Annotated in this window: 18 protein-coding genes; 9 read left to right on the top strand and 9 right to left on the bottom strand. The window is 67.5% G+C overall.

Features of this window, described 5'->3' with window-relative positions; translation table 11 throughout:
- Nucleotides 1–301 precede the first annotated feature (301 nt).
- Nucleotides 302–886 (bottom strand): ferritin-like domain-containing protein, encoded by a 585-nt coding sequence (locus PIQ37_RS17750; protein ID WP_342074461.1) that lies wholly within the window; start codon nt 884–886, stop codon nt 302–304.
- Nucleotides 887–917: 31 nt separating this feature from the next.
- On the bottom strand, nt 918–1,400 hold the full coding sequence (locus PIQ37_RS17745) for a peroxiredoxin (RefSeq protein WP_152240528.1): 483 nt from the start codon (nt 1,398–1,400) through the stop codon (nt 918–920).
- Nucleotides 1,401–1,569: 169 nt separating this feature from the next.
- On the opposite strand from PIQ37_RS17745, the gene PIQ37_RS17740 reads away from it, so the two are divergent.
- Together PIQ37_RS17740 and PIQ37_RS17735 are read left to right on the top strand one after the other, a co-directional pair.
- Nucleotides 1,570–2,037 (top strand): Hsp20/alpha crystallin family protein, encoded by a 468-nt coding sequence (locus PIQ37_RS17740; RefSeq protein ID WP_010341349.1) that lies wholly within the window; start codon nt 1,570–1,572, stop codon nt 2,035–2,037.
- Between the two features lie 135 nt (nt 2,038–2,172).
- Entirely contained in the window at nt 2,173–3,060 is an 888-nt protein-coding gene (locus tag PIQ37_RS17735; RefSeq protein WP_148829409.1) for a DnaJ C-terminal domain-containing protein, read from the top strand.
- A 355-nt stretch (nt 3,061–3,415) separates the two neighbouring features.
- On the opposite strand, the gene pilH is transcribed toward PIQ37_RS17735, so the two are convergent.
- The gene (pilH, locus tag PIQ37_RS17730; RefSeq protein WP_010340114.1) at nt 3,416–3,793 is read right to left on the bottom strand and encodes a twitching motility response regulator PilH; all 378 of its coding nucleotides are present in this window, start codon (nt 3,791–3,793) and stop codon (nt 3,416–3,418) included.
- Between the two features lie 82 nt (nt 3,794–3,875).
- Nucleotides 3,876–4,880: an acrylyl-CoA reductase family protein gene (locus PIQ37_RS17725; RefSeq protein WP_342074460.1), complete on the bottom strand. Its 1,005-nt coding sequence runs from the start codon at nt 4,878–4,880 to the stop codon at nt 3,876–3,878.
- Nucleotides 4,881–5,022: 142 nt separating this feature from the next.
- On the opposite strand from PIQ37_RS17725, the gene hflK reads away from it, so the two are divergent.
- A complete protein-coding gene (gene hflK / locus PIQ37_RS17720; protein ID WP_342074459.1) occupies nt 5,023–6,165 on the top strand; it encodes an FtsH protease activity modulator HflK in 1,143 nt (380 codons plus the stop codon).
- On the top strand, nt 6,162–7,028 hold the full coding sequence (gene hflC / locus PIQ37_RS17715; protein ID WP_026144397.1) for a protease modulator HflC: 867 nt from the start codon (nt 6,162–6,164) through the stop codon (nt 7,026–7,028). The genes hflK and hflC overlap by 4 nt, the downstream gene beginning before the upstream one ends.
- 247 nt (nt 7,029–7,275) lie before the next feature.
- Here hflC and PIQ37_RS17710 read toward each other — a convergent pair whose 3' ends face one another.
- Complete coding sequence (locus PIQ37_RS17710; RefSeq protein WP_342074458.1) at nt 7,276–8,391, bottom strand: acyltransferase family protein; 1,116 nt, start codon at nt 8,389–8,391, stop codon at nt 7,276–7,278.
- A 423-nt stretch (nt 8,392–8,814) separates the two neighbouring features.
- Here PIQ37_RS17710 and PIQ37_RS17705 point away from each other — a divergent pair, with 423 nt between their 5' ends.
- The 5 genes from PIQ37_RS17705 (at nt 8,815) to PIQ37_RS17685 (ending at nt 17,123) form a co-directional block, all read left to right on the top strand.
- A complete protein-coding gene (locus tag PIQ37_RS17705; protein ID WP_026144396.1) occupies nt 8,815–10,107 on the top strand; it encodes an adenylosuccinate synthase in 1,293 nt (430 codons plus the stop codon).
- 319 nt (nt 10,108–10,426) lie between these two features.
- Nucleotides 10,427–11,662 (top strand): hypothetical protein, encoded by a 1,236-nt coding sequence (locus PIQ37_RS17700; RefSeq protein ID WP_342074457.1) that lies wholly within the window; start codon nt 10,427–10,429, stop codon nt 11,660–11,662.
- A gap of 374 nt (nt 11,663–12,036) precedes the next feature.
- Complete coding sequence (locus tag PIQ37_RS17695) at nt 12,037–14,184, top strand: tetratricopeptide repeat-containing diguanylate cyclase (protein WP_342074456.1); 2,148 nt, start codon at nt 12,037–12,039, stop codon at nt 14,182–14,184.
- Nucleotides 14,185–14,514: 330 nt separating this feature from the next.
- Nucleotides 14,515–15,423, top strand: coding sequence for a hypothetical protein (locus tag PIQ37_RS17690; protein WP_407136963.1), 909 nt, complete (start codon nt 14,515–14,517; stop codon nt 15,421–15,423).
- Between the two features lie 35 nt (nt 15,424–15,458).
- A complete protein-coding gene (locus PIQ37_RS17685; RefSeq protein WP_342074454.1) occupies nt 15,459–17,123 on the top strand; it encodes an XVIPCD domain-containing protein in 1,665 nt (554 codons plus the stop codon).
- Nucleotides 17,124–17,667: 544 nt separating this feature from the next.
- Here the strand turns inward: PIQ37_RS17685 and PIQ37_RS17680 are convergent.
- From PIQ37_RS17680 to PIQ37_RS17665, 4 genes are all read right to left on the bottom strand, one after another.
- Nucleotides 17,668–18,660, bottom strand: coding sequence for an XVIPCD domain-containing protein (locus tag PIQ37_RS17680; RefSeq protein WP_342074453.1), 993 nt, complete (start codon nt 18,658–18,660; stop codon nt 17,668–17,670).
- Nucleotides 18,661–18,729: 69 nt separating this feature from the next.
- Nucleotides 18,730–19,152 carry a hypothetical protein gene (locus PIQ37_RS17675; RefSeq protein WP_342074452.1) on the bottom strand — a complete coding sequence of 141 codons (423 nt, stop codon included), beginning with the start codon at nt 19,150–19,152 and terminating at the stop codon, nt 18,730–18,732.
- Nucleotides 19,153–19,230: 78 nt separating this feature from the next.
- On the bottom strand, nt 19,231–19,491 hold the full coding sequence (locus tag PIQ37_RS17670; RefSeq protein ID WP_342074451.1) for a hypothetical protein: 261 nt from the start codon (nt 19,489–19,491) through the stop codon (nt 19,231–19,233).
- A gap of 144 nt (nt 19,492–19,635) precedes the next feature.
- Nucleotides 19,636–20,097, bottom strand: a complete 462-nt coding sequence (locus PIQ37_RS17665) for a GNAT family N-acetyltransferase (protein ID WP_342074450.1) — start codon at nt 20,095–20,097, stop codon at nt 19,636–19,638.
- Nucleotides 20,098–20,214 lie beyond the last annotated feature (117 nt).

The raw sequence follows: 20,214 nt of genomic DNA, 5'->3' as shown, positions 1-20,214 counted from the left end.
GCGGCAGGGGCAGGATGCCCCTTCCGCGGATCCCCGTGATGGACGCGGACCCGGAGCGCGTTAGCGCGGAGGGCGCGAGGCAGGGCGCGTTTTCTTTTGGTTACCTTTTCTTTGCGCGAGCAAAGAAAAGTAACTCGCCGCAAGGCGAAAGCCTTTGCAGTTGCTTCAACCATGTGTGTCAGACCAGAAAGACAATAGGAGCAGCTTCAGCTGCGACAGGTGCAATCGAGACGGCCTGTCGCGGCTGAAGCCGCTCCTACGAGTCCTACGAGTCCTACGAGAGGGCGTGAGCCGATCCGGCTTACTTGCCGATCCAGCCTTCCAGCATGTCCGAGAACTCGTCGGCGTGCTCTTCTTCCTGGGCCAGGATCTCTTCCAGGATGCGCTTGGTGGTGGTGTCCTTGTCTCCGACGAAGTTGATCATCTCGCGGTAGCTGTCGATGGCAATGCGCTCGGCGATCAGGTTCTCCTTGACCATGTCGCGCAGGTCCTCGCCTTCCTTGTACTCGGCGTGCGAGCGCGCGGTCAGCGTGTCCGGATTGAGGTCGGGCTCGCCGCCCAGCTGCACGATGCGCTCGGCCAGCTTGTGCGCGTGCGCCTGTTCCTGCTGCGCGTGCTCCAGGAACTCGGACTTGACCGCATCGGCAAGCATGCCCGCAGCCATGAAGTAGTGGCGGTAGTAGCGCAGCACGCACACGTACTCGGTGGCGAGCGCGTCGTTGAGCATCTTGATCACCGCCTCGCGGTCGGCGCTGTAGCTCTTGGTGATCGCGCCGTCCTCGATGCTCTGGCGGGCGTTGGCGCGCAGCGTGGCGGTGTCGGTGAGGCCGGCGGTGTGCTGCAGCGGCTTGGCGTCGGTCTTCGGGGTGGCTGGCTTGTTGGACATGGCTGGCCGTTTCCTGTGGTGGGTAAGGGGATCAGTCGGGAAGGTGCTGCAGCACGTAGTCGGCGGCGGAGACCTTGAACTCGCCCGGCGCCTCGACGAACAGCGCCTGCACCACGCCGTCGTCGGCGTACAGCGCGAAGCGCCGCGCTCGCACGCCCATGCCGTAGCTGCTGGCGTCAAGTTCCAGGCCCAGCGCCTTGGCGAAGGCGCCATTGCCGTCGGACAGCATCTGCAGGCCGTCCGGCACCAGCTGGCTCTTGCCCCAGGCCTGCATCACGAACGGGTCGTTGACCGCCATGCAGTACACCTCGATGCCGCGCTTGCGGAACTCGTCGAAGTGCTCCACATAGCCGGGCAGGTGCTTCTCCGAACAGGTCGGGGTGAACGCGCCGGGCACCGCGAACAGCAGCACGCGGCGGCCGTCGAACAACGTGCGCGTGTCCACGGCTTCCACGCCGTCGCGGATGCGCTGCAGCACCACTTCGGGAATGCGTTCGCCGGTCTGGATGGGCATGTCGGGCTCCTTGGATGAACCGAGTCTAGAAACGGAAATGGGAAGGTGGCGTCAACGCCTTGAAAAGCGCCGCGGCAGGCCTATCTGACCGGCATGGACGGCGGGCCGGTCCCGCCGCCGCGAACCGTCCCCTCGGGGGTGTACCTCATTCACGTTTCAGGAGACCACGATGAGCATCGTCCGTTATCGCCAGTGGCCGGCCCAGGCCGCATTCCAAAACGAGATCAAGCAGGTGTTCGACCGCTTCTTCGACCCCAACGGCGGCACCGACGAATCGGCCGTCGTCACCGCGCAGTGGGTGCCGCGCGTGGACATCAAGGAGGAGCCGGAGCGCTTCGTGCTGTACGCCGACCTGCCGGGTATCGACCCGTCGGAGATCGAGGTGTCGATGGACAAGGGCATCCTCTCGATCAAGGGCGAGCGCAAGAGCGAATCGGCCGCCGACACCGAGCGTTTCTCGCGCATCGAGCGCCGCTACGGCAGCTTCCACCGCCGCTTCGCGCTGCCCGACAGCGCCGATCCGGACGGCATTTCCGCCACCGGCTACCATGGGGTGCTGGAAGTGCGCATTCCCAAGCGTCCGGCGAGCACGCCGCGCCGTATTCAGGTCGATACCGGGGCCACGATCGTGCAGTAAGCGCCTGCTCGCAGCGGCGTCGCCATCGCGACGCCGCGCCCTCGCGGCCGGCCGTAGAATGGCCGGGCGATGGCGCAGTGCATGCAACCGGCCCGTTGCCGCAAGGCGGCGGGCCGACTCTTTTTGAGGTGATGGATGGAATTCAAGGATTACTACGCGACCCTGGGCGTGGAACCCAGCGCCGGCGATGCCGAGATCAAGACCGCGTACCGGCGGCTGGCGCGCAAGTACCATCCCGACGTCAGCAAGGAGCCTGGGGCCGAAGAGAAGTTCAAGGCGATCAACGAGGCCTACGAGGCCTTGCGCGACCCGCCCAAGCGCGCCGCCTACGACCAGTTGCGCGCGCAGGGCTATCGGCCGGGCGAGGAGTTCCACGCGCCGCCGAACTACGGCGGCGCGCAGGGCTTCGACTTCGAGGAAGTGTTCGGCAACGGCGGCGCCGGCGGCGGCTTCAGCGATTTCTTCGAGAGCCTGTTCGCCCGCCAGCAGCGCGCCCGCCAGGGCGGCGCCGGCCCCGGTCCGGGACCGGGCGCGCCGCGCGGCGACACCCGTGCCAAGCTGGCGGTGCCGCTGGAGGCGGTGTACGCCGGCGACAGCGTGCGCATCACCATCAACGGCAAGCAGTTGGACGTGCGCGTGCCCAAGGGCGTGCGCCCCGGCCAGGTGATCCGGCTGGGTGGGCAGGGCAACGGCGGCAGCAACCTGCTGCTGGAGATCGAGTACGCCGCGCATCCGCAGTTCGAGGTGGACGGCCGCAACATCCTCTACACCCTGCAGGTGACGCCCTGGCAGGCGGCGCTGGGCACCAGCATCAGCGTGCCGACCCTGGGCGGGGCGGTGGAACTGAAGATCCCGCCGGAGTCCGATGCCGGCCGCAAGCTGCGCCTGCGCGGCCGTGGCCTGCCCGGCACCCCGCCGGGCGACCAGATCGTCGAACTGGAAGTGCTGGCGCCGGCGCCGGAAACCGAAGCGCAGCGCAAGGCGTATCGCGGGCTGGCCAAGGCGTTTGGCGAGGCCGTTTGAGGTGAGGCGGGATTGGGGAGTCGGGAGTGGGGATTCGCAAGAGCGGGCTCCCCTCGCGCTTGGGGCCTCGTAGGAGCGGCTTCAGCCGCGATGCCGTCCCGATAAACCGGCCGTCGCGGGTTGCGCAGAGCGGCCCTGCACACGTAGCTGCGCAATGCGCCGCGGCGCCAGCGAAACCGCATGACCTGCGTAGGAGCGGCTTCAGCCGCGACGGGCGTTACCGGTAATCCCTGTCGCGGCTGAAGCCGCTCCTACAAGGGGCGCCGATTGCAACGCGGGCTTACGCCGCGCGCTCAAACGCCGCCCGGAAACCCGCCCTTACGAATCCCCACTCCCCAATCCCGATTCCCGGCTTCTACGGCGCATCCTCGCCACTGAACACACGCTCGATCACCTCGTACAGCTCGTCCTCGGAGAACGGCTTGGTGATGTAGGCGCGGGCGCCCTGGCGCATGCCCCACATGCGATCGGTGTCCTGGTCCTTGGTGGTGACCAGGATCACCGGGATGTTCTGCGTGGTCGGCTCGCGGCGCAGGGTGCGGGTGGCCTGGAAGCCGTTGAGGTTCGGCATCACCACGTCCATCAGCACCAAGTCCGGCAAGGCCGCCTTGGCCGCTTCCACGCCGGCGGCGCCGTCGGTGGCGGTGATCGTTTCGTGCCCCAGTTTTTCGACGATGCGCTGGATGCCCAGCAACTGCGACGGTGAGTCGTCGACGATCAGAATGCGTGCCATGTGGTTCCCCCTAGGAGGCTCCGAGTGTAGTGGCAGCGGCGCGAGGGCGGAAAGCGTTGCGTGTCACAAAGCGCCGGCGTGGCTACGCGCTCGGATCCAGCCGCACCACGGTGCGCCCGAACGACTGCCCGGCCAGCATCGTCGCGAACACCTCCGGCAGGCCGGCCAGGTCCACTTCGCGGGTGCAGATGGTCGCCAGGTGGCGCGGCTTCCAGTCGCTGCCCAGGTGCTGCCAGATGCGGTCGCGCAGGTCGCGGGCGGTGCCGGCCGAGCCGATGCCAAGCAGCGATACGCCGCGCAGGATGAAGGGCATCACCGTCATGTCCAGGTCCGCGGTCGCGGCCAGCCCGGCACTGGCGACATTGCCGTACGGTGCCGTCTGCGCCAGCAGGCTGGTCAGCATCGCCCCGCCCACATTGTCCAGGCCGCCGCCGAAGCGCACCGATTCCAGCGGGCGGCTGGTCTGCAGGGCCTCGCGGCCGAGCACCTGGGTGGCGCCCCAGGCCTTGAGCTGTTCGGCGCGCTCGGCCTTGCCGCTGACCGCGTGCACCTCGAAGCCGGCGCGGCTGAAGATGTCGATCGCCAGCGAGCCAACCCCGCCGGTGGCGCCGGTCACGCACAGCGGGCCATGCGCCGGGGTCTGGCGGTTGTCGAGCAGGCGCAGCAGCGCCAGCGCCGCAGTGAAGCCGGCGGTGCCCAGCACCATGCTCTCGCGCAGGCTCAGCCCGGCCGGCAGCGGCACCACCCACTTGGACTCCAGACGCACGTATTCGCTGTAGCCGCCGTCGCGGGTCTCGCTGAGGCCGCAGCCGGTGACCAGCACCGCGTCGCCTTCCTTGAACGCCGGATCGCTGGAGGCGACCACGTGCCCGGCCACGTCGATGCCGCCGACCAGCGGGAAGCGGCGCAGGATCTTGCCCTGGCCGGTGCCGGCCAGCGCGTCCTTGAAGTTCACCGACGACCAGGCGGCGCGGATCACCACCTCGCCGTCGCTGAGCTGGTCCAGCGACAGCGGGCCGAGGCCGGCGTGGTAGCCGGCGGCGTCCTGGTGGATGCGGAAGGCGGAGAACTGGGCGGGAACGGACATGGAACACCTTGGTCGGCACGCAGGAATGCACCAAGATACCCTTTCGAAACGGCGGGTCTGCCCCATCTTGTAGAATCGGCGACTCATTATCCGGTGACCGGCGCGTGACCGACGCGTCGCCACCTTCCTTCTTGGAGCATGCATGGCCTGGAACACACCTGGCGGCAAGGGCGGAGACGGCCCCGACAATCACGGGCGCGGTCCCTGGCCGCCGCGTGGCGGCAATGGGGGAGGCAGGTGGGGCGGGTTGCCCGGTCCGTTGAAGGACCTGTTCGGCGATGGCGGCGGCATCGGCCGCTGGATCCTGGGTGCGGTGGTGCTGGTGCTGCTGTTCAGCAGCTTCCAGTTGATCGGCGAGCAGCAGCGCGGCGTGGTGCTGCGCTTCGGCCAGTTCTCGCGGATCCTGCAGCCGGGCCCGAACTTCAAGTTGCCGTGGCCGATCGAGACCGTGCGCAAGGTCGATGCCACCCGCATCAAGACCTTCGACAGCCAACTGCCGGTGCTGACCGGCGACGAGAACATCGTCAACGTCTCGCTCAACGTGCAGTACCGGGTCGAGGACCCGCGCACCTACGTGTTCGGAGCGCGCAACGCCGACCTGGTGCTGGAGCAGGCCGCGCAGAGCGCGGTGCGCGAACAGATCGGCCGCTCGGATCTCAACACGGTGCTCAACAACCGCGGGCCGATGGCCGTGGCCGCGCGCGAGCGCCTGCAGGCCGCGCTGAAGGCCTATCACACCGGCCTGATCGTGACTGGCCTGACCCTGCCCGACGCGCGTCCGCCGGAGGAAGTGAAATCGGCCTTCGACGAGGTCAACGGCGCCCAGCAGGTCAAGGAGCGGCTGATCAACGAGGCCCAGGCCTACGCCGCCAAGGTGGTGCCGGAGGCGCGCGGCCAGGCGGCGCGCACCCGCACCGTCGCCGAAGGCTACAAGGAAGCGGCGATCGCCCGCGCGCAGGGCGACGCCGAGCGCTTCACCCTGCTGCAGCAGCAGTACCAGAACGCGCCGGAAGTCACCCGCAAGCGGCTGTGGCTGGAGACGATCCAGCAGGTGCTGGCGGAGAACCGCAAGGTCATCGGCGGCGATGGCCGCCAGCTGATCTACGTGCCGATGCCGGCCGACAGCAAGGCGCCGGCCGCGGCGACGCCGCCGACGCCGACCACCTCGCTGCCGACGGTGCCGCAGGATGTGTTGATGCCGGCGTTGAACAGCAGTTCGGCCGAGAGTGTCCGCAACCCGGAGCGCACGCCGCGCCCGACCGGCCGTGAGGAGATCCAGCGATGAAACTGTCATTGTGGGCGGGCATTGCCGTCGTCGCGCTGTTCGCGCTGCTCAGCTCGGTGTTCGTGGTGCCCGAGGACAAGGCGGCGATGGTGCTGAACCTGGGCCGCGTGGTGCGTGCCGACCTCAAGCCGGGCCTGCACTTCAAGGTGCCGCTGGTCGAGTCGGTGCGCATGTTCGACCGCCGTTTCCAGGTGATCGACACCAACCCGGCGCGCTACTTCACTGCCGAGCAGAAGGACGTCAGTGTCAGCTTCTTCGCCATCGGCTACATCTCCGACGTGCGCGCCTTCTACCGCGCCACCACCGGTGGCGACGAGAAGGTGGCCAACAGCCTGCTGGCGCCGATCATCACCGACTCGCTGCGCAACCAGATCAACTCGCGCACCCTGCAGCAGCTGGTGTCCGGCGACCGCAGCGAACTGATCGCCAAGCAGCTGGTGGCGATCAACGCGGCCAGCAAGACCCTGGGCATGCAGATCGTCGACCTGCGCATCAAGCAGATCGACCTGCCGACCGACAGCCAGGTGATCACCGACGTGTACGAGCGCATGCGTGCGCAGCGCAAGCAGGAAGCGGCCAAGCTGCGCGCCGAAGGCGAGGAGCAGGCACTGACCATCCGCGCCCAGGCCGACCGCGAGAGCACGGTGCTGGTCGCCGAGGCCGAGCGCGACGCGCAAAAGCTGCGCGGCGAAGGCGATGCCGAGGCCGCCAGCGTGTACGGCAAGGCCGGCTCCGCCGACCCGTCCTTCTACGCCTTCTACCGCAGCCTGGAGGCCTACCGCGGCGCCATGGCCGACGGCAACGGCGTGATCGTGCTCGACAAGAACGACCCGTTCCTGCAGTACCTCAAGAGCGATCGTTGAGGGCGGGATGGGGGAGTCGGGATTGGGGATTCGCAAGAGCGGATCCCTGGTCCTTCGTGCCCCTGCGGGAGCGGCTTCAGTTGCGACGGTGGTCCGGTAATGCGGTTGTCGCGATTCCAACTGTTGCCATCACTGCCCAGAGGCTGCCCCAGTCTGGCTGGCGCCATTCATGCTTTCATCGCCGCTGCGTGTTTCGCGACGAGAGGACAGGGCTCGAGTTGTTCGCAGCCCGCAGCCCATCTCCCCGTCAGCGCTCCGCGGCCTGCAATGACGCCGGATCCGCCGGTCGTCGTTGCGGCCCCAGGCGTTTGCCTAGCGCGATGCCTGGAACCTCGATGAGCCGGTACGTCAGCCAGGCCAGCGGCAGTGCCACCGCGAGCGTGGCGAGTGCGCATGTCGCATAGGCCAGTGCCGGGACGGAAGTCGCCTGGCGAACGTGGCCGAACAGCGGCGCCAGGATCGCGATGATCGCGGGGTGGCCCAGATAGAGCGAATAGCTGATCTTGCCGAGAGACGTGCTGATCGGGTTGACGACGAAGCGGGGGGCGCACTGCGACATGCCCAGCAACAGGAGCGCGTACATCAGGCCGCAGGCGATCCAGCCGATCGCGGGTGCGATGGCCCGGGACAGCAAGGCCACCGCGGCGGCCAGGCCAAGCAGTCCGGCCACGCCCAGGGCGATGCCCCAGCGCCGCGCGCGCTCCCCATCGAGTGCCGTCAATCGTTCATAGGCGAAGAAGGCGCATAGACCGAAGGCGAAGACCGGCGCATGCCGCAGCAGACCGTAATCGCCGGTCCAGGCCTTGGCCTGTTCGCCCAGCAGTCCGGACGACGCCAGCATTGCCGCGCCCGTGAGTGCCGCCGCCAGCAGCAATGCGCCAGGCAAGCCACGTATGGCGCCCAGCAGCAGTGGGAACAGCGCATAGAACAGCATTTCCACGCCGATGGCCCAGCTCGCCCAGACGATGCCCTGCTGCCATCCCTGGACGAGGTTGAAGGTGAAAGACACATTGGCCGCCACTTCGGCGGCTGCATGGCCGACGTGCGCACCGCGGCCGTCGCGATAGAGGGAAAACGCGAGCCAGCAGTAGAACAACGGCGCAATGCGGAAGACGCGATGGAGGTAGAAGCTGAGTATCGGCCTCCCCGTGGCCGCGTGCCGCGGCATGGTGTAGCACAGGGAAAACGCGCTGATCACGAAGAACAGGGCCACCCCGGTGCCGCCGGCGGCGAGTATCGGCGTCAGGACCGGTCCGGCGGACACCGCCGGGGAGGGCATGGCCATGACGTGGAACAGCACGACATACAGAGCGGCAAGGCCACGCAGTGCATCGAGGAAGGCCAGGCGATCGGTCGTGCGCATGTCATGGATGGTGTTTGAGCATCCGACACCATAGACGTGCGCGGAGCCCGGCTCAATCGATGCCTTGGCGTGCCGCCTGGAAGGATGGCGTTGCCGTGCTGCCATCGTCGGCGAGGTGGTCCATGCCCGTGCCGAACGCGCGTGCCGACGGCCGCGGCCGAGCCGTGCCCAGCGGGTCAGCGCGGCGCGGCTGAACGCGCTGGGCCAGGGGGTGGTGACCGCCACCCAAAACCCGGATAATGCACAAAAGCCGGCCGGGCCCGCTCCACGCGAGCGTCTCGACCGGCTTTTTCCGTGTATGGGTCCTGCCGCCGCTTGGACGCTCCCCGATGGAGCGGCCGCACCGGCGCCGGTCGGACCCCGCACGGCCACCACATCCGCGTGGCCCCGACGGTCGCGCAGCAAACCAGGAGTTACCCAGCCATGGGTCAGTCAGTTGTCGTGCTCGGCGCCCAGTGGGGCGATGAAGGCAAAGGCAAGATCGTCGATCTGCTCACCGAGGAAATCGGTGCCGTCGTGCGTTTCCAGGGCGGCCACAATGCCGGCCACACCCTCGTCATCAACGGCAAGAAGACCGTCCTGCACCTGATCCCGTCCGGCATCCTGCGCGACGACGCGCTGTGCCTGATCGGCAACGGCGTGGTGATCTCCCCGGCCGCGCTGCGCAAGGAGATCGAGGAGCTGGAGACCTCCGGCGTGGAAGTGCGTTCGCGCCTGAAGATCTCGCCGGCCGCGCCGCTGATCATGCCGTACCACATCGCCCTGGATCAGGCTCGCGAGAAGGCCGCCGGCGGCAAGGCCATCGGCACCACCGGCCGCGGCATCGGCCCGGCCTACGAAGACAAGGTGGCGCGCCGCGGCATCCGCGTCGCCGACCTGCATTACCCGCCGCAGCTGGAAGAGCTGCTGCGCACCGCGCTGGATTACCACAACTTCGTGCTGACCAAGTACCTGGGCGTGGAAGCGGTCGACTTCCAGAAGACCTTCGACGAAGCGCTGGCCTTCGGCGAGTACGTGCAGCCGATGAAGTCCGACGTGGCCGGCATCCTTCACGACCTGCGCAAGCAGGGCAAGCGCGTGCTGTTCGAAGGCGCGCAGGGTGCGCTGCTGGACATCGACCACGGCACCTATCCCTACGTCACCAGCTCCAACACCACCGTCGGCGGCGCACTGGCCGGCACCGGCGTGGGCGCGCAGGACATCGACTACGTGCTGGGCATCGCCAAGGCCTACGCCACCCGCGTCGGCGGCGGCCCGTTCCCGACCGAACTGGACGACGAGATCGGCCAGGGCATCCGCGACCGCGGTGCCGAGTACGGCGCCTCCACCGGCCGTCCGCGCCGCTGCGGCTGGATGGACATCGTCGCGCTGAAGCGGGCGGTGGCCATCAACGGCATCTCCGGCCTGTGCATCACCAAGCTCGACGTGCTCGACGGCATGGAGAAGCTGAAGGTGTGCATCGCCTACGAATACCGCGGCAAGCGCACCGAATACGCGCCGCTGGACGCGCAGGGCTGGGAAGAGTGCACCCCCGTGTACCTCGAGTTCCCGGGCTGGAGCGAGAACACCCACGGCATCACCGTGTGGGACGAACTGCCGCCCGCCGCCCGCGCCTACCTGCGTGCGCTGGAGGAACTGGCCGGCTGCCCGATCTCGATCGTCTCCACCGGCCCGGACCGCGAGCACACCATGGTGCTGCAGGATCCGTTCGCCTGAAGCAGGCGACACGCCGCTCCTTCTCCCGCATGCGGGAGAAGGACGTGCCGAGTCTCCAGAGAGCCCCGCGACAGCGGGGCTTTTTGTTTCATGCCGCACACGGACACGCGTAATGCAGTGCGCCGTGCATGCACGTGGGAAGGACGGCTGACCGAACAGCGTGCGCACGCGTTCTGGCTGCTCGACGTAATCGGAGTTGCCGGAGTTGCCGGAGTGCCGTTGCCGACACTGCAGTCCGCGTCCATCTGCGACTGCCGCAAAGCTGCGCTAGCATTCCGCGCGGCACCCGCATGCCGCCACTCGACAAGGACGACTGCCGATGTTCGCTGCACTGTTCGACACGCTGTTCAACCGCACGCCCAGCCCCGACGCCTTCGCCAGGATCTACACCGACGCCTTGCGCGCACGCGGCTATCGCGAGGAGCTGGTCTATCAGCCCGACGCGTTCCGACTGGTCGGCGGCAATGGCTACACCATCTATCTGCACAATGCCTATCAGGCCTACAGGACCGCGACGCGCAAAGGCCGCGCCGAGGCATTGCGCGCCTATGTGACGTCCTCGCTCAACGCGCAGGAAGAGAGTAGCCGGGAAAAGACATTCGACGAGGTGCGTGCGACGCTGATGCCGGTAATCCGCAATCGCGGCATGTTCGAGGAGCTGCGGCTGGAGCACATGCTGGAGAAAGGCCTCGATGCGCCATTCCCATATGCATGGCGCGACATTGCCGAGGATTGCGTCGAGCTGCTGGCGCTGGATCTGCCGGATACGATCTCCACGCTGTTCCAGGGGCCGCGCGCGGCATGGGGGATCACCCTGGACGAAGGCCTGGCCATCGCCCGCGACAACCTGCGCGACGCGACCGCCGACCATTTCGTCGAAGTCGCGCCGGGCGTATTCCGCGGCGCATGGCAGGATGCCTACGACACCAGCCGCGCGTTGCTGCCCGACGTGCTGTACCGCGTACCGGTGGCGGGCAATCCGCTGTTCATGCTGCCGGCGCGCGACTGCCTGCTGGTGGTGGGCGATCGCGACGCCGCCGCCATCGGCGCGATGCTGGAACTGAGCGTGGAAGCGGCCGCGCAGGGCCGCAACGTCTCGGCGCTGGTGTTCACCTACGACGAGGCACGTCGCATGGTGCCGTTCGCGCTGGCGTTGCCCGAGCATCGCCAGCGCCAGGCGGACCTGCGCCGGCTGCTGGACGCGCCTGCCTATGCCGATCAGAAGGCGGCGCTGGACAAGCTGCACGACGCGACCGAACAAGACATCTTCGTCGCATCGTTCAGCGTCTACCAGGAGCGCGACGACGGCGCGCGGCAGTTTTCGCTCTGCACCTGGACCAAGGGCGTCGATACCTTGCTGCCCAGGGCCGACCGGATCGCCCTGGTCGTCCCGCGCGACGATGCCGAGGAGGAAGCGGTCGTCCTGGTGTCCTGGGACGAGGCTGTTGCCGCGTTCGGCGACCTGATGGAGCCGCAGCCGCCGCTGTATCCGCCGCGTTACCGCGTGCGGGTGTTTCCGGATGACGCGCGGCTCAGGCAGCTGACGCCGCTGTGATGGGATTTGGGGATTGGAGTTGGGGGATGCATGGGTGTGCTGCGTGCTCGGACCCTCACCCCAACCCCTCACCCGGTGGCAGAGGGGCTGATTGCGGTGCGCCTGGCGCAGACGCGTGCAGGTATAGCGTGAGTAACGTAGCTTCTTGCATGGGATAGATCTCAAGAAATTGCCCGTGTGGCCGATAGCCTTGCACGGGTCGGCGTCGCTGCACGCTGGCAACGGCGCGCGTGGGGCCGGATTGCGACGATATCCGCCGCATTCACGGATCCGGTGTGTGCTGCGGCATCTTGGGGAGAACGGCAGTGCGCAGTCGCTTGATCTTGCAGTCGCTCAGGATGCTGCTGTGTGGGAGTGTGCTGGTGTCGTCCGCGGTGGCACACACGGCCGCGATGCAGCGGTGCGCACCGGCGCAGGCGTTGCCGGCCTGCGTGGCGGCGATGCGTGCCGCAGACCCGGCGGCCGCGCTGCAGATGGGCATGCCGGCCTGGGACGCCGCGGCCGACAAGCAAGGCTCGATCGCGCTCGGCCTGGAACTGGTCGATGCGGCTGCCGCCGCGGGCCAGCCGAACAGGGTGGTTTCCATCGGCTCGGCGCTGCTCGCCCAGCCGTTGTCGCCGCAACAGCGGGTGCGCCTGTTCATGCAACTCAATGCCGAGATCTGGCGGCCGCGCGACGCGCTCCGCATCGCGCAGCTCGAAGGCGAGGTGCAGCGGCTGGAAACGGAGCTGCCACACGATCCGCACATCGCCGAGCTGTGGCGACTGCTGGCCCGCTCCTACTACAAGATGGGCGCGCAGGACGACGCCTTGCGGGTCGCCCGCATCGCATTGTCCAGAGTACGTCGGCATCCGGATCCGGTGGAGTACAAGGCCAACCAGACCGTGTTCCTGGTGTCGGCTCAGCAGGGGCGCATGCCCGATGCCATCGCCGCCCTGCTCGAGGCGGAGCGTGTGGTCAAGGCACTGGACATGCCCGACGACGTCTCCATGCTGCACAACGCCACCGGCGTGTTCATCTATGCCCACGAATGGAAAAAGGCGATCGCCTACGGCCAGCGTGCGCTCGCTGCCTACGATGCGATGCCGTACAAGGACCTGACGCGCGCGGACATACTCAACAACCTGGGCACGGCCTATCAGGGCGCAAACGAACTGCAACGCTCCGAAGCGATCTACCGGCAGGCGTTGGCGGCGGGGCGTGCCGATGGCAAGACGTCGCTGATCGGATTGCTGAACAACCTGGGCAACGTACTCGCGCTGCAGCATCGCCCGCGGGAGGCGTTGCCCTTGTTGCGCGAAGCGGCCGCGATGCTGGAGGGGGCGGCGCCAGGCGGCGACCATGGCGAGGGAGGCATCGTCTATTCCACGCTCGGCAACGTGCTGGCCGATCTCGGCCAACGCGACGCCGCGGCCGCCGCGTTCGAGCGCGCGCGGCAGATGTTCACGCAGTGGGACAACGTCCCCCGGCGGCTGGAACTGTACCCGCGCATGATCGACAACCTCGACGCGCTCGGCCGCGACCGCGAGGCGCTTGCCCTCATGCGCGAGTACAAGGAGGTCAACGACAAGGCGGTGAACGTCGAATCCAAGACCCGGATCGCCGAGCTCGAATCGGCGGTGGACCTGGCGCGCAAGAACAGTGAACTGGCCGCACTCGCCCGCACCCGTGTCGCCGAACAGGTTGCGTATGCGCAACTGCAGGCGCGCGCGCAGCGCCAGCGCAGCGTGCTCTACGGTCTGCTGGCCGCACTGCTGGCGCTGGCCGGCTTTTTCCTGCTCAAGGTGCGCGAAGGCCGTGCGCGCCGGCGCGTCAACGCGGAACTGGCGCGCAAGAACGAGGAGATCCAGGCGCAGCACCGCGAACTGGAACAGCTCGCCGCCACCATCCGTCGCCAGAGCGAGGAAGACGCCCTCACCGGCCTGCGCAATCGCCGCTACGTCACCGCCTGGCTGCAGGCGCGCGAGGCCGCCGCGATGCCTGAGTGCACGCAGGAACCGCTGCTGATCGCTCTGCTGGACATCGACCACTTCAAACGCGTCAACGACCTGCACGGCCACGAAGGCGGCGACCACGCCCTGGTGCGCCTGGGCGACCTGCTGCGCGAGTGTGCACGCAGCGCGGACATCATCGCTCGCTGGGGCGGCGAAGAATTCCTGTGGATCTGCCCCGGCGGCACCCTGGCCGACGCCCCACGCCTGTTCCGCCGCCTGCGCGAGCGCCTGCAGGCCGACCCGCTGGTACGTCCGAGCGGGCGCATCGCCCTCACCGTATCGATGGGCGTCAGCCTGTTCCCCGCCCACCCCGGCGGCGACTGGCCGCTGAGCCTGCGCATCGCCGACGCCGCGCTGTATCGCGCCAAGCATGCTGGCCGCGATCGTTGGGTGGGGTTGACGTTGGAAGGTGTGGCCACAGAACTCGGCGCCGATGTGTCGCTGGAGACACTGGAGGCGGAAGGCCGGCTGCGGCAGACGGGGGGCGGGGGCGATGGAGTGGTGTTCGTGGTTGGGCGGGAAGCGTGAGTCGGGCGAGGTTGGCGGCCAGTAGGTGCGGATGCCAGAGCCACTTCGGCGAAGCCGACGTTCAGCCGTAGCCGATGAGCAGCGAAAGGGGCGTTGATCTCCGGGTTGGCGTCCCTCCGATTGGACGGCGAGGTCTCCAAGGCGATGCGTATTAGTCGACGCTCTGCATCGTCTACCGACACAGGATGAACGTGGCAGCCCCCGGTGGTAGATTGACGCCGAAATCGGTGCTGGCGCCCGCGATCGTTGGGATCACGCCATCCACACTTTGCTTCGAATGCAATGGAGGACGGTGTGAAGACCTTCAGGATTCACGCGACGCTGGCATGGATGCTGTCCCTGGCCATCCTGGGATGTACCCAGCAGCGCGCCATGGGGCAGGTCGAGCCGCAGGTGGCGCCGAAGCGTCCCGCGGCCGCCGGGCACGCGGATGCAATCGTCGGTTTCCCGAGTGCAGCAGCGAACGCACCGCGTCCCTGGGTTCCGTTCAAGGTGGAGCGCGCATTGGGCGCGGTGTGCGTGGATCGCGACCACGTGCATGGGTCCTCACCCGTGCCCATCCTGCGGGATGGCTATTGTCGCGGCCCTGCACCCGAACACATGGCGCGTGCGCTGTTGGCCATTCCTTCCGAGGTGCTTCCCAGTGAGCGCGATACGCGCATGGCGGATTTGCACAACGCGTTCTATCTGGCGGCACCTGGGTTGGGGCACCGTCCGGATTTCACCGTAGCTGCGGGCAACTTGACCATCCGTTCCTTCGAAAGTTCCGATCCGCACAAGACGGTGTATCTGGTGTGGCCGGTAAAGTGCGATGGCGGCGCCGCGAGTATGAACTGCCACGCGGGAACTGGGCGCAAGGCGTATCGGTTCGGCGCCGATGGCGTGATCCATGATGTCAGTGCGGACGTGTTTCCTCCCGATCCGCAGTTGAGCGCCGAGGATCTCGCGCGCCAGAAACACCATGGTGGTAGCGAGCTGTTGCTCTTCGACGACAAGCTGCCCTATGCCGCGACCATGCGCTGGCTGATGGAATTCGATCCCGACCAGCCATTGGCCGAAGACGATCCGCGCAGGGTCGAGGCTTATGCCCACTTCGGCTTCGTGCGCTGGAACGGCGAGCGCTTCGAGCGCGTCGATCGTGTGACCCGGGCGCAGTGGCCGTGTCGCCAGGTCCGTACAGGGGAGCCTGCGTGTTCGGACTATCCCGATGATGGCGAGGATCGCTTCGTCGAAAAGTAGCTTGAGGCGCAACCATTCCAGCAAGGAGCATCGCAATGGCAAGATCCAACGACTTGGACATCCGTTCCAGTGCGGACCGGATCACCGCATTGTTCAATGCCAATCGGCCGACAGAAGCGCTGGCGATGCTGGAAGAACGTCGGCAACATCAGCCCGGGGCTGTGCAGGACGCCTTGGATCGCTATGTTGGCATGGACGCCCGCGCCAGCATCGCGACGCACTTGCAGGGAACATCGGATCCCGGCGTTGCCACGACGTTACAGCGGCTGCAGACGGCTGCAACTGCTCAGCCGCGCTTTCCCGCACAAGACCAGATGACCACGCTGAGCGATGCGCAGACCTACGACGTCTATGCCAGCATCGTGCGGGTGAAAGGCAACGATGCGGCGCATGACGCATTGGCGCGCCCGAACGAGCGTGTCGTGCTGGGGTTGCGTCAGGAGAATTCGACGTTCGCCGCGATGCAGGACCGCGGGCATCCCGCGACTCTGGCCAACGATAATCCGGCCACCCCTCGTGTCAACGAAGCGAGGGCCGGCACCGGTGTCTACAACGATCGCCTCGTGGTTCTGTGGATGGATGCCAACGGTACGCGCCATGTCCAGGTCGCCCAGCAGGCGAACACCGAGCCAACCGCGCAGTACGACCACCATGCCGGCAATACAGGCCAGCGCCCACTTGCTGGAGGTGGCGTGGAGAATCGCAGGTTCGCGCCATCTCCAGGGTACGAAAGCATCGCCGCCCCCAGGAAGATCGAGGGAGATGATGTCAACGCGGATGGCATCCGCGACCTTGGGCGGCTACGTGACGGCACCATCGAGATGGAACAGGGAACGCATCCGAATCCGCTCCGACGAGGTGCTGTGGACGTCGCCCTGCGGCCCAGTCAGGCAGCGGTCGACGCTGGCCGCGGCGCGGTCCAGCGCGACACCAACGCCGATGGATGGTTCGACCAGACCGACGTCAACGGTGTGCAGGACCTCAACAACACGTTCAAGATCCATCGCGGCTCCTACGGCAGCACCGATTCCGCGGGATGCCAGACCATTCATCCCGCTGAGTACAACGACTTCATCGGCGCGGTCCGGGGCAATCCAGCGCAAACGCGATGGCAGTACGTCTTGACGACCACGACGCCCGGTCCTGCGAGAGAGCAGCAACACGACCAGGGGCAGCCGCGGGAGGGCGTGCAGCCCCGACCGGTGGAACAGGGCGGGCGTCCACCACAGCAACCCGTGCGTCCCGACGGCAGGCCGGTCGAGCCTGCGCAGGACCCGCGTCGGCGGGCAGAAGCCGAACCGGCGCAGGGGCTACCGGATCCCCTGCTTACGCAAGCGGGCACGCTCGTCGGGCAATTGGACGCACGATTGGGCAGGGCCAGCGATGGCACCAGCGATCGCATGAGTGCCAGCCTCGCCCACCTGGCCAAGGCCAACGGGCTGGAGCGTATCGATCAGGTGCTGCTAAGCGAGCAGACAGCGCGTGCACCGGCGGGCGCGACAGTGTTCGTCGTGCAGAGTGAGCCGCGCAATCCAGCGTATCTGCGTGCCGGCATGTCCACGGATGTGGCGATCAATACGCCGGTCGAGCAATCGTTGTCCAGGATGCAGGCGCTCGATGCGCGCACGATGGCGCAGACACAAGCGCAGGAACAAACGTTGACGCAACAAGAAGGAGCCAAGCAGCGAGGGATGGCCTGATGCGTCATGGTGCTGGTCGTCGGTAAAGCAAATGGACGTGGTGCTGCGCGGGATCACGTGTCCAATACCGCGGTAGCCCCTGACGCGCTTTCATCGCAGATGGCGCGAACGCGAAGAGGGAACTGCCGCGCACGATGACGGCGCCATCCTGACGCCATCCAGCAACGGTGTTCACGGCAAGCGCCGTAGCCTCGAGTGACACAGGAGGAGACGCGAGATGAACACGCCGACGATGCGGCCGAGATGCCCAAGCCGAGGGAGGGAGACCTGGGCCGCCAAGCTCCACAGGCCGATCCGCGGGCCGGAATTGCACGCGAAGTAGGCGATCTTGAGGATGCGGCTGCGGTGGACGACGACGGTGCTTTGGCGGGACGCGCTGGCGGTGGGTTGGCCGGCGGCTGAGTGAATTCAACCCGATGTAGTGCTGTGACGCGCGGCGTATTGCAACGCAGCGGGGGCACTGGACCAAGGCGTTCTTTGGAGCCGCCAATCTGTGCTGACCGCAGCCAGCATATTGCTGGCTGCAGTTTGCGCTGCTCGGGGATTAAAACGCGTGTACCAGCGGCCGAGGCTGCGCGTCTTGCGTCTGAGTCGGTGACTCCACCTGCTGCGTTGGTGCCTGCGGCTCCGGCTGCTGCGCCTGCGCAATCGCATACGACTGCTCCACCGGCGTCTGCGCGGCCTCTGCAGTGGACATGTGCGCGCGCTGCTTGGCCGGATCGTTGGCGGCGCCCTGCACGATGAAGATGTTTTCGCCCGCGGCAGCAGTTGCGGTCTGCTGGCTGAGCGCGACCTGGTCGACGCTGCTGAAGTGGTGTTGCTTGGCCAGGGCGTAAAGGCTGGCGCTGATGCGGTCGTTGTCGGCCGGGTTCAACTGGCCAGGGCCGTTGAGGCCTTGGACCTTGTCGCGGATCTGCTGCAGCAGCGTGTGATCGGGATGGTCGGCGCGCGTGGGATCGGCCGCGGGGGCGGGTGCGCGCTGCCGATCCTGTTCGTCCGGTGCGTGGTAGCGCAGTTCCTCGGTGCGTTCCGGCGAGAGCATGCGGTTGTCGATGCCCGGTTCGAGTCGTCCAGGGAAATCCTGTACGGGCACGTCCATCAGCTCGCCGAAGGTGCGGTAGGCGGAGTTGCTGTTGACGGTCTCGCCGAAGACCTTGAAGCCATAGTTTGGGTAGTCGCGATCCTGCGCGTTGAGTTCCGGCACGGCGCGCACCGCGGTATTCCAGCGCTCCATGATTTCGTGCTTTTCGCCGGTGGCCACAGTACGCGCCGGCTGGTCGTCGCGGATGTAGGTGGTGCTGTCCACCTTCTCGCCAATGGAGCGGGCGTAGGCGGGATCGTGGGGGTAATGCCAGGCGCGCAGCGAGTGCCGGGTCTCGTCGGTGCCGATGGGAATGGCCTGGCCGGTCTGGCGGTCGGTGGCCAGGCCATGCAGTTCCGCCACGGCCTTGCCGTGTTCGTCGCGCAGCACCCAGAAGTCATGGCCGGCGATGCCGACCACGCCGAGCGAGCGGGCTTCGATTGAATAATTGGGCATGGTCGTGTCCTTCCTTGGTCGGTGTGAATGAAGCGGGGGATCAGAACTGCCGTGTTCCGTTCGTTGGGTTTACTGTGGCTGCGTGGCGACGCAGCGATCCAGTGCGGTCTTGAGATCCTGCATCGCTTTGTCGACGCCCAGGTCGACGAAATAGGCGCCGGCGCCCTTGAGGGCGAGCTTGGCCTGGTTGGCGCCCGGTGGGCGCTCCAGGCGCAGGCGAAAGCCGCTGCGGTTCGTTTCGGGGAAGTCGCCCGATTCCAGGATGCCCTTGGTTGGGTCTTCGCGGGTGACCTTGGGCCAGGAGCTGCTGGTCTCCGACAGGGTGGCGATGCTGGATTCGGCGCAGTCGAACAGGCGCTGGTTGGGCAGGTCGGCCGGGACGCTCAGCACCGCCGAGGCCATGGGCGTCTTGCGGGCGGCGGCGGGCATGCTGCAGGCGCTGGCGACCAGCGCCAGGCCTGCGAATTGGGCGATGCGGTGCCATGGCGTCATGAGGACGTTCCTTGCGTGGGCGGTGGCGAGCTTCCTGCTCGGCGCATTATGCCAAATGCACCTGGTGTTGTTGCGCGGTCAGCGCCGTGCGCGACGCCAGGCGATCAGGGCCACGGCAGCCAGGGCGGCGACGGTGCCGACGGCGGCGACCTGCGCCGCGCGCTTGGCGCGTTGTTCGCGCAGGCGCAGCGCGTCGCTGCTGGCGTCGTCGGCGGACAGCGGCGAGCGGTACACGCTATGCGCGGCGGCGCGGCCGGAGACGGCGCCGCGGCGTGCGGGTGGGGTCGGGGCACTGTCGGTGGCGGTGTCGTCCACGGCGTGGACGGTGTCGGTGATCATGGTGGGTTGCATCCTCGGCGCTGCGTTCATGCGTATGTGTCGAGCGGGCGGTGGGTTGGTGGCTGACGCCCTATCTTTCCAAGCGCCACGTTAACGCGGCGCGGGGGAAAAGTAATGTGCAGGCGCGGCCACGTGGACACCCGCTCAGCCGACCGGGCGGACCATCAGCAGCACGCGGCTGCCGTGGGAATCGGCTTCCTGCACGGGCTGCCAGCCGTGGCGGGCGTACAGGCCGCCGTCCAACTGCTCGGTCTGCAGGTACAGGACGTCCAGGCCAAGGTTGGCGGCGTCGGCCAGGGCATGGGCGAGCAGGCGACCGGCGATGCCGCGCCCGCGATAGGCCTCGGCGACGTACATGCCGCCCAGCCAGTACGGGTATTGCGGGAAGGCGTCCATTTCCCGGTCCTTCAGCTGCACCACGGCGATCGGCTGGGCGCCATCGAAAGCGGCCAGCCGCCGCGGCAGGCCATGCGCATCTGCGGCGCGCTGGAGTTGGCGCAGTTCGTCGTCCAGCGTGAAACCCGCCTCGCGGCCCCAGGCCGCGTGGTACCAGGCGGCGATCTGCGGCAGTTCCGGGGCGTGCTGGTCGAGGTGACGGACGTCCATGTGTGCGGGCATTGCGGTGGCGTGGGAGCAGGGAAGTGTAAGCGGGGAACGCGCTTGGACCAGAGCAGGGTGGCGCGGCAGCCCGCGTCCGTACCCGTTGTCGGCCGATCAGGTACG

The sequence above is a fragment of the Xanthomonas protegens genome, assembly GCF_038442435.1.
Classification (GTDB): Bacteria; Pseudomonadota; Gammaproteobacteria; order Xanthomonadales; family Xanthomonadaceae; genus Xanthomonas_A; species Xanthomonas_A sontii.
This window is presented reverse-complemented; position numbering and strand designations above follow the sequence as displayed.